12 protein-coding genes are annotated in these 14,364 nt (G+C 74.5%); 8 read left to right on the top strand and 4 right to left on the bottom strand.

Annotated elements, in window-relative coordinates:
- Window positions 1-777: 777 nt before the first annotated feature.
- The gene (locus tag ABT006_RS00060; protein ID WP_350701409.1) at window positions 778-2,463 is read right to left on the bottom strand and encodes a dolichyl-phosphate-mannose--protein mannosyltransferase; all 1,686 of its coding nucleotides are present in this window, start codon (window positions 2,461-2,463) and stop codon (window positions 778-780) included.
- 92 nt (window positions 2,464-2,555) lie between these two features.
- Between ABT006_RS00060 and rsmI the strand changes: the two genes are divergently transcribed.
- Entirely contained in the window at window positions 2,556-3,395 is an 840-nt protein-coding gene (rsmI, locus tag ABT006_RS00055; protein WP_502890840.1) for a 16S rRNA (cytidine(1402)-2'-O)-methyltransferase, read from the top strand.
- 13 nt (window positions 3,396-3,408) lie between these two features.
- Here the strand turns inward: rsmI and ABT006_RS00050 are convergent, their stop codons facing one another.
- Entirely contained in the window at window positions 3,409-4,392 is a 984-nt protein-coding gene (locus tag ABT006_RS00050; RefSeq protein WP_350701405.1) for a hypothetical protein, read from the bottom strand.
- Between the two features lie 149 nt (window positions 4,393-4,541).
- On the opposite strand from ABT006_RS00050, the gene metG reads away from it, so the two are divergent.
- Window positions 4,542-6,344 carry a methionine--tRNA ligase gene (metG, locus tag ABT006_RS00045; RefSeq protein ID WP_350701404.1) on the top strand — a complete coding sequence of 601 codons (1,803 nt, stop codon included), beginning with the start codon at window positions 4,542-4,544 and terminating at the stop codon, window positions 6,342-6,344.
- 88 nt (window positions 6,345-6,432) lie between these two features.
- On the opposite strand, the gene ABT006_RS00040 is transcribed toward metG, so the two are convergent.
- Window positions 6,433-7,284, bottom strand: coding sequence for an alpha/beta fold hydrolase (locus tag ABT006_RS00040; protein ID WP_350701402.1), 852 nt, complete (start codon window positions 7,282-7,284; stop codon window positions 6,433-6,435).
- 87 nt (window positions 7,285-7,371) lie between these two features.
- Window positions 7,372-8,601 (bottom strand): hypothetical protein, encoded by a 1,230-nt coding sequence (locus tag ABT006_RS00035; RefSeq protein WP_350701400.1) that lies wholly within the window; start codon window positions 8,599-8,601, stop codon window positions 7,372-7,374.
- Window positions 8,602-8,696: 95 nt separating this feature from the next.
- Here ABT006_RS00035 and ABT006_RS00030 point away from each other — a divergent pair, with 95 nt between their 5' ends.
- The 6 genes from ABT006_RS00030 to ABT006_RS00005 all read left to right on the top strand — a co-directional run bounded on the left by ABT006_RS00030 (window position 8,697) and on the right by ABT006_RS00005 (window position 14,216).
- Window positions 8,697-9,632, top strand: coding sequence for a TatD family hydrolase (locus ABT006_RS00030; protein WP_350701398.1), 936 nt, complete (start codon window positions 8,697-8,699; stop codon window positions 9,630-9,632).
- 64 nt (window positions 9,633-9,696) lie between these two features.
- On the top strand, window positions 9,697-10,566 hold the full coding sequence (gene rsmA / locus ABT006_RS00025; protein ID WP_350701396.1) for a 16S rRNA (adenine(1518)-N(6)/adenine(1519)-N(6))-dimethyltransferase RsmA: 870 nt from the start codon (window positions 9,697-9,699) through the stop codon (window positions 10,564-10,566).
- A gap of 9 nt (window positions 10,567-10,575) precedes the next feature.
- The gene (locus ABT006_RS00020) at window positions 10,576-10,716 is read left to right on the top strand and encodes a hypothetical protein (RefSeq protein ID WP_350701394.1); all 141 of its coding nucleotides are present in this window, start codon (window positions 10,576-10,578) and stop codon (window positions 10,714-10,716) included.
- Window positions 10,713-11,669 (top strand): 4-(cytidine 5'-diphospho)-2-C-methyl-D-erythritol kinase, encoded by a 957-nt coding sequence (locus tag ABT006_RS00015; protein ID WP_350701392.1) that lies wholly within the window; start codon window positions 10,713-10,715, stop codon window positions 11,667-11,669. The genes ABT006_RS00020 and ABT006_RS00015 overlap by 4 nt, the downstream gene beginning before the upstream one ends.
- Before the next feature lie 172 nt (window positions 11,670-11,841).
- Window positions 11,842-13,647, top strand: coding sequence for an ABC-F family ATP-binding cassette domain-containing protein (locus ABT006_RS00010; protein ID WP_350701390.1), 1,806 nt, complete (start codon window positions 11,842-11,844; stop codon window positions 13,645-13,647).
- A 113-nt stretch (window positions 13,648-13,760) separates the two neighbouring features.
- On the top strand, window positions 13,761-14,216 hold the full coding sequence (locus tag ABT006_RS00005) for a DUF4383 domain-containing protein (RefSeq protein ID WP_350701388.1): 456 nt from the start codon (window positions 13,761-13,763) through the stop codon (window positions 14,214-14,216).
- Window positions 14,217-14,364: the final 148 nt, after the last annotated feature.

Below are 14,364 nucleotides of genomic sequence, written 5' to 3'. Positions count from 1 at the left end.
TACCGGCCGGGGCTGATCGGTCGCGCCGACGGGGCGGGCGTCGACGTCCCGAGGGCCGCGGGTCGGGAGCGCCGGTCCCGACCGGACAGTGGTCGCGACGACCGGGAGGTGCGTCAGGGGACCTGCCGCGGCGTGGACGCCGCTGCGCCGTGCCGGTCGATGCCGCCGCCCGGCGGCGTCGACGAGGGCCAGTGCGGCGACGGAGCGGGCGGCGACGGAAAGTCCCTTGAGGACGGCGGGCGACCCACCGTCGTGAATGTAGACGACCACTCCGACGAGAGTAGGGAGGCAATTGGAGGTTTATGTCGGGTTATGCGTTGTTGCGTGACGCCCGGTCTCCAGAAGGTGAACATCCGGATGAACGGCCTGTCGGGCGACGTCGATGACGATCGGCGCAGGCGGTCGAATATGGAACGACGAGGCAGGAACCGCGCGTGGGTCAGGGGGTGGCCGACCGGGAAGTTCGGTCGGCTGCCGGCCTGCGGTGGCCGTCGATCCGCACCGTTTGCGCAGGATGACGGACCGTAAGATGCCGGATGTAAACCATCTGTTCGGTGTCGCGTAGGTCGGAAATCTGACCGAAGTCGACCCGTTGTGCCAGTGGTGTGGGGTGGCTAAGCTCTTCATGCGCGCCCCAATCGCCCGCTTCCCCCGTGGCAGGCGATCGGGGCGCGCTTCTACGTCGACGGGCCCGCACGCCACGCGTGCGGGCCCGTTTCCCGTGCGCCCGCCGTGCCCCGGGTGGCCCCGGAGCCGCGGCGGGTCGCGCGCCGTCGGTCAGATCCAGCGGCCGTCCAGCCACATCCGCGCCGACCACTCGGCGTACGGGAGCAGCTTGCCGACGAAGATCGGATGGAAGTACGCGAAGCAGAGCGCGACCAACAGGACGTACGCCCCGGCGATCACCCCGCCCACGAGCCGGCGGTCCTGGCCGGCGTCGAGCGGCGCGACGGTGCCGCCCCCGGGCGGGCCGGCGGGGGTGACGATCGCGCCGAGCACGTAGACCACCGCCAGCACCAGGAACGGCAGCACCGGCGCGGTGTAGAAGGAGAACATCGTCCGGCCGTCCAGCGCGAACCAGAACCAGGGCAGCATGCCGGCCGCCACGACGAGCAGGATCGCGCCGGCCCGCCAGTCCCGCCGGGCCAGGCCCAGCCACGCCAGCGCCACCAGGGCGGGCAGGAACGACCACCAGAGCAGGGGCGTGCCGAGCAGCAGGACCTCCGAGGCGCAGCTCGGCGCGCCGCAGGGCCCGTTGCCCGACCAGTAGAAGGCGACCGGCCGGCCCAGCAGCAGCCACTGCCACGGCCACGACTGGTACTTGTGCGGGTCGTCCAGGCCGGTGTGGAAGCCGTACGCCGCCTTGTGGTACTCGACGAGGTTGTGCAGCGCGCCGATGACCGGGGTGTCGCTCAGCGGCGCGTTCGGGTACCGCTCCGCGAGCCGGTAGTAGCCGTCGTCGCCGAGCAGCCAGCCGGACCAGGTGGCGACGTAGGTGACCACCATCAGCACCCCGGCCAGCACCAGCCAGGGCAGCTCGTCGAGGACGGTGTCCCGCCACGGCCGGCGGGCGCCCGCGGAGCGGCGGACCCCGACCTCCCAGAGGATCACCAGCAGCGCGAACACGGGCAGGAAGTAGAGCGCGCTCCACTTCACCGCGCAGGCACAGCCGAACAGCACCCCGGCGGCCAGCCGCCACCACGGCCAGCTCCGCCAGCCGCCCGCCGGCCGCCCGACCCGCCCCGGCCGGCCCGGGTCGAGGCCCGCCTCCAGTGCCCGGGCCCACCGGCGGCGCCGGGCGTCCCGGTCCAGCACCAGGGCGCCGAACGTGGCCAGCACGAAGAACAGCAGGAAGATGTCGAGCAGCGCCGTGCGGGACAGCACCAGGTGGAAGCCGTCCAGCGCGAGCAGCAGGCCGGCCGCGCAGCCGAGCGCGGTCGAGCGGAACATCCGCCGGCCGATGCGGACCAGCATCAGCACCGACAGGGTGCCGACGACCGCCGCCGAGAACCGCCAGCCGAACTCCGGGGCGGTGGTCATCAGGTGCCCCGGCACGGAGATGCCGTGCTCGGCGTCCGAGTAGCCGAAGGCCCACTCGCCGAGCCCGATCAGCCACTTGCCGAGCGGCGGGTGGACCACGTACGAGGGGCCGTTGTCCTGGTAGTTCCACTCGACGCCCTTGTCGACCAGGGCCCAGCCCTCACGGGCGTAGTAGATCTCGTCGAAGATCTTCCCGGGCGGATGGCTCAGGCCGACGAACCGCAGGATCGCCGCGATCGCGACGACCACGCCGGTGGCCAGCCAGGAGCGCCCGTCCAGCCGGGCCTCCACGGTCGCCAGCCGGCGCCGGACGATGCCGGGAACGCCGCCGCCGGGAGCCGGGGACGATCCTTCCGCCGGCGCCCCCGCCGTGGGATCGGGTCCCGCCTGGTCCGCGCTCTGTGCTGTCGACGCACTCGTCACCCGGCGATCGTAGGCTGCCAAGGTGCCCGGTGGCGCCCGTCGCCTCCGATACCGGCACCCCTGTCGATGAAGGAGCCGTTCCCGTGGGTGAAATGTCCGACACCGGGCGCCTGATCCTCCTCGGCGCGCCGCTCGGCAACCCGGCCGACGCCTCGGCCCGCTTCCGCGAGGTGCTCGCCACCGCCGACGTGGTGGCCGCCGAGGACACCCGCCGGCTCACCCGCCTGGCCCGCGACCTGGACGTCACCGTGGCGGGCCGGATCGTCTCCTACTTCGAGGGCAACGAGGAGCGGCGCACCCCCGAGCTGGCCGACGTGTTGACCGCCGGCTACGTGGTCGCCCTGGTCACCGACGGCGGCATGCCGAGCGTCTCCGACCCCGGCTACCGGCTGGTGCGGGCCGCCCTGGACGCCGGCGTGCCGGTCACCGCCGCGCCCGGCCCGAGCGCCGTCACCACCGCGCTGGCGCTGTCCGGGCTGCCCTGCGACCGGTTCTGCTTCGAGGGCTTCCTGCCGCGCACCCCCGGCGCCCGCCGGTCCCGGCTGCGGGCGCTCGCCGCCGAGGAACGGACGCTGGTCTTCTTCGAGGCGCCGCACCGGATCGCCGGCGCGCTCGCCGACCTGGCCGCCGCGTTCGGCGCCGACCGGCCCGCCGCGCTGTGCCGCGAGCTGACCAAGACGTACGAGGAGATCGTCCGCCGCCCGCTCGGCGAGCTGGCCGACTGGGCCGCCGCGGGGGAGCCGCGCGGCGAGATCACCCTCGTGGTGGCGGGCGCGCCCGAGAGGGCCCCGGAACGCCCCGACGACGACACTCTGCGGTCCGCCGTCGCCGCCCGGGAGGCCGCCGGCCTGTCCCGGCGGGACGCGATCACCGAGGTCGCCACGGATTACGGCCTGCGCCGGCGCGACGTCTACGGCGTCGTGCACGCCTGACGCGCGGGGCGACTCACCAGGCGGCGACGAGGAAGCCGAGGCTGATCACCAGCGGGCCGGCCACGGCGCCGGTGACCGCCCAGCGGCGGGTCCGGGGGTCGGCGAGCCGGGTGGCCCCGGTCCACCTGGCGATCCCGGCGCAGCAGCCCAGCACCACCAGCAGGCCGAGCAGCCAGCGCAGGTGCCCGGCCGCCCCGGCGTCCGCGTACGCGGTGCCGCCGTCCGGGCCGGTCATCCGGGCCGGCAGGGTCGCGCCGGTCGCGGTCCGTTCCGCGGCCACCCCGCTGACCCGTACGCCGTGCGCGATCCACCGCTCGTCGGCGGGGGCGAAGTTGCCCCGGCAGCGCTGGGCGAGCCCGCCCCCGGTGCAGTCGACGATCACCGCCGTGCCCCGCGTGGCGTGCCCCACCGCCAGCCAGAACGGCCCCGCGCTGACCCAGGCGAAGAAGGCCGCGACCAGGCTCAACGCCAGCAGCACGGCCAGCCCCGGCAGCGGATCGGGCGGGCGCGGGGCGCGCCGGGCCTGCCGGTCCCCGTCCCGGGACGACCGCTGCCGTTCGTGCGGCGGCTCCTCTCTGATCGGCGTGCCGTCCCAGTGCACCTGCTCGATCGGCGGCCAGTACGCGCCGTCGTCGCCGTCGGGCGTGCCGCCGGGGTCGTCGCCGTCCGGCGTACGCCCGCCGGCGGGACGTCCCCGGCGGGCGTGGTGGGGCTGGCGGACCGGGACCCGGCGCGGCACGGCGTCGACCGGCGCCCCGGTCGTGGGCTCGACCTCGGCGGCCTCGGCCGGTTCGGCGGGCGCCCCGGTGGGGTCGGCGGGCGCCCCGGTGGGCGGCCGGGCGGACCCGGCGGGCGGCTCCGGCGGCGCGGCGGGCGGGACCACCCGCGGATGCGGCGCGACGGTGCCGCGCGACGCACCGGCCGCACCGCCGTCCGGCGGGCCGGAGGGGCGGTCGTCGTGATCCCGGGCCACTCGTCTGCGAGTCACGACGTTCATTGCACCCCGTCACCCGCACACGAACGGGCAGCTCAGGCCGCGTGTCGACGACAAATCGGACAAATGGCCGACCCGATCCGGCCGGTCCGCCGACCCGCGAGCCCTATTGATTCGCGGTCACCCGAAGCGGGTCACTAGGCTTGCTGGTCATGAGTCACGTTCTCGCGGCGGTTGCCTGGCCGTACGCCAACGGCCCGCGCCACATCGGCCACGTCTCCGGTTTCGGCGTTCCCTCCGACGTCTTCAGCCGGTACATGCGGATGGCCGGCCACGACGTGCTCATGGTGTCGGGCACCGACGAGCACGGCACCCCCATCCAGGTGCAGGCGGACGCCGACGGCGTCACCCCGCGCGAGCTGGCCGACCGCTACAACCGGGTGATCGTCGAGGACCTGCACGGCCTCGGGCTCTCCTACGACCTGTTCACCCGCACCACCACCCGCAACCACTACGCGGTGGTGCAGGAGCTGTTCGAGGGGATGTACCGCAACGGCTACATCGTCCCGAAGACCACCATGGGCGCGATCTCCCCGTCCACCGGCCGGACCCTGCCCGACCGCTACATCGAGGGCACCTGCCCGATCTGCGGCTACGACAGCGCCCGCGGCGACCAGTGCGACAACTGCGGCAACCAGCTCGACCCGATCGACCTGATCGACCCGAAGTCGCGGATCAACGGGGAGACCCCGAAGTTCGTCGAGACCGAGCACTTCTTCCTGGACCTGCCCGCCCTGGCCGAGGTGCTGCGGCAGTGGCTGGACACCCGCGAGGGCTGGCGGCCCAACGTGCTGCGCTTCTCGCGGAACCTGCTCGACGACCTCCAGCCCCGGGCCATCACCCGGGACCTGGAGTGGGGCGTGCCGATCCCGCTCGACGGCTGGCGGGACCGCCCCGACAAGCGCATCTACGTCTGGTTCGACGCGGTGATCGGCTACCTCTCCGCCTCGATCGAGTGGGCCCGCCGCTCCGGCGACCCGGAGGCGTGGCGCAGGTGGTGGTCCGCCGACGCCGAGGGCAAGGACGCCCGCGCCTACTACTTCATGGGCAAGGACAACATCGTCTTCCACTCGGTGATCTGGCCGGCGCTGCTCTCCGGCTACTCGGGCGAGGGTGACCGCGACGGCCAGCCGGGCGAGCTGGGCCGGCTCAGCCTGCCCACCGAGGTGGTCTCCAGCGAATACCTGACCATGGAGGGGCGCAAGTTCTCCTCCTCCCGGCGGGTCGTCATCTACGTCCGGGACTTCCTGGAGCGGTACGACGCCGACGCGCTGCGCTACTTCATCGCCGCCGCCGGCCCGGAGAGCAACGACACCGACTTCACCTGGGCCGAATTCCTCCGCCGCAACAACGACGAGCTGGTCGCCGGCTGGGGCAACCTGGTCAACCGCTCCATCTCGATGGCGGCGAAGAACTTCGGCGCGATTCCGCCCGTCGACCCGGCCGGGCTCACCGAGGCCGACGAGGCGTTGCTCGCGGTCGCCCGGGCCGGCTTCGCGACGGTCGGTGACCTGATCGCCCGGCACCGGCAGAAGCAGGCCATCGGCGAGGCGATGCGGGTGGTCGCCGAGGCCAACAAGTACCTCTCCGAGCAGGCCCCGTGGAAGCTCAAGGGCGAGGCCGACAAGCCCCGGATGGGCACCATCCTGCACGTCGCCCTCCAGGTGGTCAGCGACGCCAACACGCTGCTCACCCCGTTCCTGCCGCACTCCGCGCAGAAGGTGCACGAACTGCTCGGCGGCACCGGCGTGCACGCCCCGATGCCGGTCATCGAGGAGGTCGACGACCTCGACGGCGGGCCCGCGTACCCGGTGCTGACCGGTGACTACTCGGTCGGCGCGCGCTGGGAGTCCGTGCCCCTGGAGGTGGGCCGGGCGTTGGCCGCACCGAAGCCGGTCTTCCGCAAGCTCGACCCGTCGATCGTCGACGAGGAGCTGGCCCGCCTGGCCGGCTGATCCCGCGCGTGCCGACGGGCGCGGCCCCCGAGGGGGTCGCGCCCGTCGTCGCCGCGCCAGGCCGTGCGGCCGCGCCCCGGCCGGGCGGTCAGGCCCGCGCCATCGCCGGCGCGCCGATGAAGTCCATGATGCTGCGGTTCACCTCGGGCGCGTTCGTCCACGGAATGCCGTGCGGCGCGCCCTTCAGGGTGACCAACTGGCTGCCGGCCAGCAGCGGTTGCAGCCGCTGCCCGGTCTTCGGGTATGGCAGCACCGCGTCGGAGTCGCCCTGCACGATCAGCACCGGCACGTCGATGCGGGACACGTCGCCCCGGAAGTCGGTCTGCCAGGCGTCCACGCTGTCGTGGGTGCCCTTCGCCGAGGCCCGGGCGCCGATCTCCCAGTGCGCCCGGAACGCCTCCTCGCTGACCAGCTTGCCCCTGTTCTCCTGGTAGTTGAAGAACGCCTCGCAGAAGGTGGTGAGGTAGGCGAAGCGGTCGTCGAGGATGGCCTGCTGGAAGCCCTGGAAGAGGCTCTTCTCGACCCCCTCCGGGTTGTCCGAGGTCTTCAACAGGAACGGCGCGAGCGGGGCCAGCAGCACCGCCCGGTCGACCCGCTGCGAGCCGTACACGCCCAGGTAGCGGGTCACCTCGCCGGTGCCCATCGAGTGGCCGACCAGGATCGCGTCGCGCAGGTCCAGCTCGCTCATCAGCACGTCGAGGTCGGCGGCGAACGTGTCGTAGTCGTACCCGAACGCCGGTTGGGCCGAAGCGCCGAAACCCCGCCGGTCGTACGTGATCGTTCGGTACCCGGCGGCCAGCAGCGGCCCGGTCTGCTTCTCCCAGGTCGCCCCGTTGAACGGGAAGCCGTGGATCAGCACGATCGGCTGACCGGAGCCGTGGTCCTCGTAGTACAGGTCGATGGGGGCGGAGTTCTCCGTCCCCACGGTGATGAAAGGCATGCGCGTCTCCTGGTCACGTGACGGCCGGACGCGTGCGGGTTCCCACCCCGTCCCCGGTTATGCCGGCGAGATCCGGCACGGGCCGGGTCAGAGCCGGTACGGCAGGTCCACCACCCGGTCCTCGGTGACCTCGGCGGCCGGCGCCCACGCCTCGTAGACGCCCCGCTCCTGGCACTGCGCCCCGGTCTCCGCCACCGCGTCCGGATCCGGTCGGCGCAGCCGCAGGCGGAGCCAGCCGGTCTCCTCCCGCAGCACCAGGCAGGGCACGCCCCGCCAGTCGGCCAGCCGCAGCCGGCGGGCCGCCCACTCGACCGGGTACCGGGCGGCGCGGGTCATCGCCAGCACCCGGAACCCGCCGGGCAGGTCGGCCACCGCCTCGTAGTCGCCGCCGGCGTAGCCGCCGACCAGCCGGGTGGAGCGGGGCGCCTCGCCAGTCGGCACGTACTCCTGGTCGGGGGAGAGCCCCGGCACCGCCGCGAGCAGGTGCCGCCACTGCGGGCCGGCCATCCGCAGCCAGCCGCGCTGCTCGGCCTGGTAGCTGTAGAGCACCACCTCCACGCCGTCGGCCGGGTAGGCGAGCAGGGTGGCGTTCGCCGGCATCGGCAGGTCCGCGAAGTCCCGCGTGACGAACTCCGGGACGAGTTGGCCGCTGCTCGGCACGAACCCCGTGCCGAGGACCGCCGCGCCGAGCCGGTCGCGGGGCGCCAGCGCCGTCAGGCCGCGGTGCGCCTCGCCGACCGGCACGTCGTAGTCGGCCGGGTCGGCGGCCCGCCAGCGCAGCGCGTACGTCACGTCCGCGCCGTCCCGGGCGTCCGAGCCGTCGGTGCGCAGCACCGTCGTCGCCCCCGGGGTACGCAGGTGCGCCACGTCGTGCTCCCGGTAACAGAAGCCGTGCGGCAGCCACCCGCGCACGTACCCGGCGAGCTGCCGGGCGGAGAGCACCTTCACCATCCGGGTGCCGCGCCGGACCACCGCCGAGGCGCGCACCGCCGCCAGCGTCGGGTCGCCGGCCGCCGTCGGCTGCTGGCTGAGCTGCTGCACGTACGACCAGCCCCGCTCCCGGTGCAGCGGCACCAGCAGCGGCGCCTCCGGCTCCTCGGCCGGCTCCGTCGCCGGATACACGTCGCTGACCTCGGTGGCGTGCACGAACCTGCGCCACGGCCGGGGCGTGCCGGGCCGGGACCACTCGAAGCCGGGCGCCTCGGCCGCGCTGGACAACTCGTACGCCGCGCCCCGGGCGATCTCCTCCGCCGGGTACACCGCGCCCTCGTAGGTGACGCTGAGGCCGTTTCCGCTGGTCTGAGGGGTGACGGTCACCCCGCTGACGCTAGGCCCGACATGTGCCGAGTCGGTGAACGGCCGGTGGCGTCCCCGCGACGCGGGCCGCCGACGGTGTGTGATGCTGGCCTGCGATGAGCGAGCCCACCGAAACCCGCAAGCAGCGCGCCGCCCGCCGGGCCGGGGAGTTCCCGCCCGCCCCCGAGCCGCTGCCCCGCCCCGTGCTGGACAGCCACACCCACCTCGACATCACCGTCAGCGAGGCCGGCGTGCCCCCACAGGCAGCGCCGGGCGAGCCGGGGGCGCGGGTAGCTGCCGACGCCAGCGGCGGCCCCGCCGCGGACCCCGTCGCCGCGGTCGTCGCCGTCGCCGCCTCCGTGGGCGTCGACCGGCTGGTGCAGGTCGGGGTGGACGTGGCGTCGTCCCGTTGGGGCGCCGACGCCGCCGACGCCCACCCGGCCGTGCTGGCCACCGTGGCGCTGCACCCGAACGAGGCGCCCCGCCTGGCCGACCTCGACGAGGCGCTGCGCGAGATCGAGGCGCTCGCCGCCCGCGACCGGGTACGCGGCATCGGCGAGACCGGGATGGACTTCTTCCGCACCGGGGAGGAGGGGCGGGTCGTGCAGGAGGAGAGCTTCCGCGCGCACATCGCCATCGCCAAGCGGTACGGCAAGGCGCTGGTCATCCACGACCGGGACGCGCACGCCGACGTGCTGCGGATCCTCGACGACGAGGGCGCGCCCGACACCGTGGTGCTGCACTGCTTCTCCGGCGACGCCGACTTCGCCGCCGAGTGCGTGCGCCGCGGTTACCTGCTCAGCTTCGCCGGCACCGTCACCTTCGGCAGCGCCGGCGCGCTGCGCGAGGCCGCCGCGCTGACCCCGCTCGACCAGATCCTGGTGGAGACCGACGCGCCGTACCTGACCCCGATGCCGCACCGCGGCCGGCCCAACGCGTCGTACCTGATCCCGCTGACGGTCCGGGCGCTGGCCGAGACGACCGGCGCGGACCTGGACGACCTCTGCGCCGCCATCTCCGCCACCGGCGACCGCGTCTTCGGCCCGTGGTGACCGGCAGGCCCCCCGCCACGGGCCCCCTCCGCACGGCCGCAGCGGCCCGCATAGGCTACGGGGCGTGACCGGTCTCCTCGGCCCGGCGGAGATCCGGGAACTGGCCGCCCGGCTGGGTGTCGCCCCCACCAAGAGGCTCGGCCAGAACTTCGTGCACGACCCCAACACGGTGCGGCGCATCGTCACCGCCGCCGGGCTGACCCCGGACGACGTGGCGCTGGAGGTCGGCCCCGGCCTCGGCTCGCTCACCCTGGCCCTGCTCCCCGCCGCCGCCCACGTGCACGCCGTGGAGATCGACCCGACGCTGGCCGGCGCGCTGCCGGAGACCGCCGCCCGGCACGCCGGCCCGGACGCCGCCCGGCTCACCGTGCACCACGCCGACGCGCTGCGCGTACGCGCCGCCGACCTGGCCGACCCGGCGCCGACCGCGCTGGTGGCGAACCTGCCCTACAACGTGGCCGTGCCGGTGGTGCTGCACCTGCTCGCCGAGCTGCCCAGCCTGCGGCACGGCCTGGTGATGGTGCAGAAGGAGGTCGCCGACCGGCTCGTCGCCGGTCCCGGCTCCAAGGTGTACGGCGTCCCGTCGGTCAAGCTCGCCTGGTACTCGCACGCCCGCGCCGCCGGGAAGGTGCCGCCGAACGTGTTCTGGCCGGTGCCGAACGTCGACTCCGGACTGGTCGCCTTCACCCGCCGCGAGCCGCCCCGCGACGACGTACCCCGGGAACGGGTCTTCGCCGTGGTGGACGCGGCGTTCGCGCAGCGCCGCAAGACCCTGCGCGCCGCGCTGGCCGGCTGGGCCGGCGGCGCGGACCGGGCCGCCGCCGCGCTCGTCGCCGCCGGCGTCGACCCCGGCGCGCGCGGCGAGTCACTCTCCGTCGAGCAGTTCGCCGCCATCGCCGCGTCGGCCCCGGCCGCCCCGTCCGCCGCACAGTAGGCTGACGCCGTGCCCGCCCCGGGCCATCCGCACGTGTACGCGTACGACCTGGTCGACGGCCGGTGCGTGCCGGCCGCCGACGCCGCCGAGGAGCTGATCGTGGAGAAGCCGTTCGACATCCGCCTGCGCCTGCGGGACACCGCCCCGTGACCGAGGCCTGGGGACCGGACGACGAGGACGAGCAGCGGCGGCGCGGCGCCAGCGGACCGGTGCGGGTCCGGGTGCCCGCCAAGGTCAACCTGCACCTCGGGGTGGGGCCGCTGCGCCGGGACGGCTACCACGAGCTGAACACCGTCTACCACGCCATCTCCATCCACGACGAGCTGACCGCCCGCCGGGGCGACACGCTCACCCTCACCATGGAGGGCGAGGGCGCCGGCGAGCTGGCCCTGGACGACTCCAACCTGGTCATCCGGGCGGCCCGCGCCCTCGCCGGGTACGCCGGGGTGACGCCGCACGCCCGGCTGCACCTGCGCAAGCAGATCCCGCTGGCCGGCGGGCTGGCCGGGGGCAGCGCCGACGCCGCCGCCGCACTGGTCGCCTGCGACGCGCTCTGGGGCACCGGGCTGTCCCGCGACGAGCTGGCCGGGATCGCCGCCGACCTGGGCTCCGACGTGCCGTTCCTGATCCACGGCGGCACGGCGCTCGGCACCGGCCGGGGAGAGGCGGTCAGCCCCGTGCTGGCCCGCCCCACGTCCTGGCACTGGGTGGTCGCCGTCGCCGACGGTGGCCTCTCCACCCCGGCCGCCTACCGCGAACTGGACCGGCTCCGCGACGCCGGCACCGCCGGTGCGCCGCTGGGCAGCACCGACGCGCTGCTCGCGGCGCTGCGCCAGCGGGACCCGCGGGTGCTCGCCGCGACCCTCGGCAACGACCTCCAGGACGCCGCCCTGGCCATGCGCCCGTCGCTGGCGGCGACGCTGAAGGCCGGCGAGGCGGCCGGCGCGCTCGCCGGCATCGTCTCCGGCTCGGGGCCGACCTGCGTCTTCCTCGCGGTGGACGCCGCCGACGCCGAGCGGATCGCCGCCGAGATGGCGTCGGCCGGGGTGTGCCGCGAGGCACGGACCGCCCACGGCCCGGTCGCCGGCGCCCGCATCATCTGACCGCCGACGCTCCGGCGCCCGCTGACCTGGAACAAGCCGGCCGCCCCGCTGGTTGACCCGCGGCGGGGGCGGCTCCGGCCGGGGCGGGCCCCGGCGCCCGCGTACCCTGGGAGGCTCAGGCGTCCCAGGTGCCGACCGGCATGGGGACGCCTTGATCATGGGAGGTGAGGTCGTGGCCAACATCGTCAACCTGGACCGGGTGTCCAAGGGCTACGGCGCCGCCGGGCCACTGCTCACCGACGTCTCGCTCGGCCTCGACGACGCCGACCGGATCGGCGTGGTCGGCCTCAACGGCGCCGGCAAGTCCACCCTGCTGCGGCTGCTCACCAAACAGGAGGAACCGGACGACGGGCGGGTCACCCACCGCCGTGACCTGCGGGTCGCGTGGCTGCCGCAGAGCCTGACGCTCGCCCCCGACGCCACCGTCCGGGACGTGGTGCTCGGCACGGCCTGGCTCGGCGAGAGCATGGGCGCCGAGCACGAGTGGGCCGGCGACGCCGGCGTCCGCGCCATCCTCGACGGCCTCGGCATGCCCCATCTCGGGCTCGACCAGCCGGTCGGCCCGATGTCCGGCGGCGAGCGGCGGCGCGTGGCCCTGGCCGCGCTGCTGGTCCGCGAGTCCGACCTGCTCATCCTCGACGAGCCCACCAACCACCTCGACGTCGGCGGCGTCGACTGGCTGGCCCGCCACCTCGTCGGCCGCAAGGGCGCGCTCGTCGTGGTCACCCACGACCGGTGGTTCCTCGACGCCGTCTGCACCACCACCTGGGAGGTCGCCGACCAGACCGTCCGGGCGTACGAGGGCGGCTTCGCCGCCTGGACCCTCGCCCGCGCGGAGCGCGAGCGGGTCGCCGCGGCCACCGAGGCCCGCCGGCAGAACCTGCTCCGCAAGGAGATCGCCTGGCTGCGCCGCGGCCCGCCCGCCCGCACCTCCAAGCCACGGTTCCGCATCGACGCGGCCAACGCGCTCATCGCCGACGTCCCGCCGCCGCGCGACACCATGTCGCTGCAACGGCTCGCCACCGCCCGGCTCGGCAAGCAGGTGTACGACCTGGAGCAGGTGACCCTGCACGCCGGCCCGAAGGAGATCCTGCACGACGTCACCTGGCAGGTCGGCCCCGGCGACCGCATCGCGATCCTCGGCCGCAACGGCGCCGGCAAGACCACCCTGCTGCGGATGCTGGCCGGCGTCACCCGCCCCGACGGCGGGCGCCTCGCCACCGGCTCGACCGTCCGGCCGGCCTTCCTCTCCCAGGAGTTGGCCGAGCTGCCCGGTCACCTGCGGGTCCTCGAAGCCGTCGAGGAGGTCGCCCGCCGGGTGCAGCTCGGCGACCGGGAGGTCTCCGCCGCCCAGCTCGCCGAGGTGTTCGGCTTCGACGACCGGCGGCTCTGGACCCCGGTCAGCGACCTCTCCGGCGGCGAGCGCCGCCGGTTGCAGATGCTCCGGCTGCTCGCCGGGGAGCCCAACGTGCTCCTGTTCGACGAGCCCACCAACGACCTCGACACCGACACCCTCGCCGCGTTGGAGGACCTGCTCGACTCCTGGCCCGGCACCATCGTCGTGGCCAGCCACGACCGCTACCTCATCGAGCGGGTCACGGACGTCGCGTACGGGATGTTCGGCGACGGGCGGCTGGTGCACCTGCCCGGCGGCGTCGACGAGTACCTCGCCCGGGCCGCCGGCCGACCCGGACCGGTCCCGACCGAGCCGGCCGCCGCGGTCAGCACCGACGCGCCGGCCGAGGTCGGCATGTCCGCCGCCGAGGCGCGCCAGGCCCGCAAGGAACTGGCCCGGCTGGAACGGCAGATCGCCAAGCTGGAGCAGAAGGAGGCCGCCCTGCTCGACCAGCTCGCCGCGCACGCCACCGACTACGCCAAGGTCGCGGAACTCGACGCGCAACTCAAGGAGCTGCGGGCCGAGCGGGAGCGGACCGAGGAGACCTGGCTGGCCCTGGCGGACGAGATCCCGGCGATCTGAGCGGGCCTCGTCGTGGCGTCGCACGTGGGAGGACCCCCGTGTGCGGCGTCACACCGCCACGTGCGGGACAATCGTCCGCGACCCCTCACCCGAACGGCGTTGGAGACACAGACATGGCCCACACCCCCGTCAACCACCCCGCGCGGCCGGTCTACCGGGCGATCGGCGGGCTGACCGGTCTGTACCTGGTGGCCTTCGGCGTGCTCGGCATCATCGCGAGCGCCGGCAACGAGGTCCTCGCCCAGGATGACACCCAGGTCCTCGGCCAGGGCACGAACCTCGGCTTCTCGCTGCTCGTCGCCCTGCTCGGGGCGGCGGTGCTGGCCGGCACCGTGATCGGTCGCAACATCGACGTCATGATCAACCAGTGGCTGGCGTACGCCATCATGGTGATCAGCCTCGCCGGTCTCGCCTTCCTCCAGACCGAGGCCAACATCTTCAACCTCAGCATCATCACCGTCATCGTGCTGATGGTGGTCAGCCTGGTCCTGCTGACGGCCGGCATGTACGGCAAGGTCGGCACCGAAGAGGAGCAGGAGGCCTGGCAGAAGGCCCGCCTCGTGCTCTGAGTCGTTGCTGGTTGCTCTCCGGGTTGTCGCCGGAGCCCGACCCGCTCCGGGCGGTCAGGCTTGATCCCTCCGCGCAACACCATCGATACGCCGGTTGAACCAGTACCCGCTCACCGTCGGTTTGCCGGCAGGGAGCCGTGTTGACCTG

The sequence above is a fragment of the Micromonospora sp. NPDC002717 genome (assembly GCF_040295705.1).
Lineage (GTDB): Bacteria > Actinomycetota > Actinomycetes > Mycobacteriales > Micromonosporaceae > Micromonospora.
This window is presented reverse-complemented; position numbering and strand designations above follow the sequence as displayed.

What these genes read in the sequence shown, in the direction of transcription:
- ABT006_RS00040 (WP_350701402.1), bottom strand. Translation starts at nt 7,284, where the DNA reads ATGCCTTTCATCACCGTGGGGACGGAGAACTCCGCCCCCATCGACCTG.
- metG (WP_350701404.1), top strand. Translation starts at nt 4,542, where the DNA reads ATGAGTCACGTTCTCGCGGCGGTTGCCTGGCCGTACGCCAACGGCCCG.
- rsmI (WP_502890840.1), top strand. Translation starts at nt 2,556, where the DNA reads ATGTCCGACACCGGGCGCCTGATCCTCCTCGGCGCGCCGCTCGGCAAC.
- ABT006_RS00050 (WP_350701405.1), bottom strand. Translation starts at nt 4,392, where the DNA reads ATGAACGTCGTGACTCGCAGACGAGTGGCCCGGGATCACGACGACCGC.
- ABT006_RS00005 (WP_350701388.1), top strand. Translation starts at nt 13,761, where the DNA reads ATGGCCCACACCCCCGTCAACCACCCCGCGCGGCCGGTCTACCGGGCG.
- ABT006_RS00030 (WP_350701398.1), top strand. Translation starts at nt 8,697, where the DNA reads ATGAGCGAGCCCACCGAAACCCGCAAGCAGCGCGCCGCCCGCCGGGCC.